Origin of the sequence: Vibrio fujianensis (assembly GCF_002749895.1) — a bacterium.
Lineage (GTDB): Bacteria > Pseudomonadota > Gammaproteobacteria > Enterobacterales > Vibrionaceae > Vibrio > Vibrio fujianensis.
In genome coordinates this window covers 308,230-310,309 of record NZ_NBUS01000043.1, presented here as the reverse complement: position 1 = coordinate 310,309, position 2,080 = coordinate 308,230, and the positions used below count along the sequence as shown (strand labels likewise).

Sequence of the window (2,080 nt, the reverse complement as noted above, 5' to 3'; positions counted from 1 at the left end):
AGCAAAAAAAAAAGCCGCAAATAAAAAAGTCGAAATAAGAGGAATATAAATTTCTTTGCGCACTAAAAGTGCTAAAGGTAAAAACGAATGTTTCACCGAGTGTTGTTGCCAGATGAACACCAGTAGTAACCCGAGAAACACCCCGAGTAAGGTCAGGCTAAGTAAAGAGCCCCACGCAAAATAGTGCCCTCCCGCAGACAACCAATAAATAATCACCGTCATTAAACTCGGAAATAGGATTAGTCCGAAAAAATCAATTTCGGTTTTCTGCGCCTTATTCACGGTTGAAGTCAATTTCGATAAACGATAAATCGCAACGCCAATCAAAGGTAGGTTAATCCAAAATAACCAATGCCAGGTTAAATAAGTGACGATCACGCCTCCCATCACCGGCCCACCAATACTGGCTAAAGCAAATAAGGAAGAAAAATAACCTTGGAAGCGTGCACGTTGGCGCGGAGCCACTAACTCCCCAATTAAGGCTTGTGATAGGCTCATTAACCCCCCACTGCCCAACCCTTGAATAATTCGCCCTGCTACCAGCCATTGCATGTGACCAGCCAGCGCACTCACCACCGAGCCCCCACCAAAAATGATTAACGCAATCGTCAGCATTTTCTTACGACCGTATTGATCGCCCAGCCAGCCGTAAATAGGAACCGAGGCCGCCCCCGCCAACATATAGCCCACTGCAATCCATGAAGAAAGCTGCATATCTCCCAGATCACTGACGATTGCAGGGGTTGCCGTTGCTAATAATGTTTGATCCACCGCCGCTAAAAACATCGGCAAAAAAACAATCGTAAAAATACTTAAAAAGGTTTTTTTATCAACAAGCTGAGACATGAATGCTTACAATTGTGCGAACCATGGACTCATCATATAGCGGAAAAAGACAAAACCAAAGCTCCTCAGCCTCTATGCCGCATAAATAGAAAAAGCCGCTCTATCCAAGAGCGGCTTATAAATAACAAGATTACTCAGTTAGTGTGTACGGCGAGAGCGACGTAACCAGCCAAATGTCAGTAAAGACAAGAGGCCAAAGCCACCCAGTGAGCCACCTGAACCTGAGCCATCATAGCTTGGCACAGCAACTTTACCCGTACTGATACCATCGGTTTTAGCAACTTCAATCGTCATTTCTTTACTAGAACCAGCCACTTCAGACCAAGTTACTTCAGCGTCATTGGCTTTCGTAACGGCTTGATCATCTTCAACATCTTGACGCATTAGATACATGCGAACGGTGTATTCACCACGTGGTAAATTCGCCACGTTAAAACTTACCGTTTGAAGGCCATCTTTTTTCAAGCCAACCACAGGGATCTGAGGTTTATCATTTGATTTCAAACCGCTCGTGATGACTAAATAAGCTTTATCGTCTTTTTTAGCATCGGCATTGACAACAAATGGAATATCGACGCGGCTACTATCAATGGTAAAGCGCACTGGCTGTGAACCTGGTTCAGCATATTTATACGATAACGCCATAATCACAGGATCATGATCCGATGAACGGAAGGCGGTGACTTTGGGCGCACTGTAATCTTTATCAGTACCGTGGAAAATACCAGGATTGTCACCAGCATTTCGTTTTTGATAATCAAACAGCGGAGTTTCTGAACTGTTAATGTTCCAGTCAATTGCATCCACCACGCGTGATTTCAAACCAGGGCTAACCAACATATGGTCTAACGAGCCAATTTCATCGTTGTAAGAGTAACTCCAGCTTGGCTGGCGACCTTTCTTCTCATCCATCATGTGTACCGCATTGGTATACCCAAAAGAACGAGTAATCACAGCACCATTAGAACCAAATTGAGGTTGATTACCAATCCAAGTATCACGAGCCGCCGTCAATACTTTATTTGTCGGATTGCTGGTCAAAACGAGCATAGGATCTTCTTTAGCATACGAGTTTAAGTCCCCCATAATGATACGATCATTATCTGGATAACGTTTAGCTAATTGTTCACCTAATTGAACGGCCCCTGCAACACGGAAGTTCTCGCAGTTACCTTGCTTATCGACATCAATAGGATTGTTGTTATTATCCTTAACTTGGAAATCTTCCCAACAC

General features: G+C 43.8%; 2 pseudogenes. Both read right to left on the bottom strand.

The annotated features are described in order from the left end of the window. Nucleotides 1–168: 168 nt before the first annotated feature. Nucleotides 169–786 (bottom strand): annotated as a pseudogene (locus tag B7C60_RS19155) (MFS transporter); the annotation flags it as partial. A 198-nt stretch (nucleotides 787–984) separates the two neighbouring features. Then, nucleotides 985–2,080: pseudogene (locus B7C60_RS12195) on the bottom strand (ExeM/NucH family extracellular endonuclease); the annotation flags it as partial.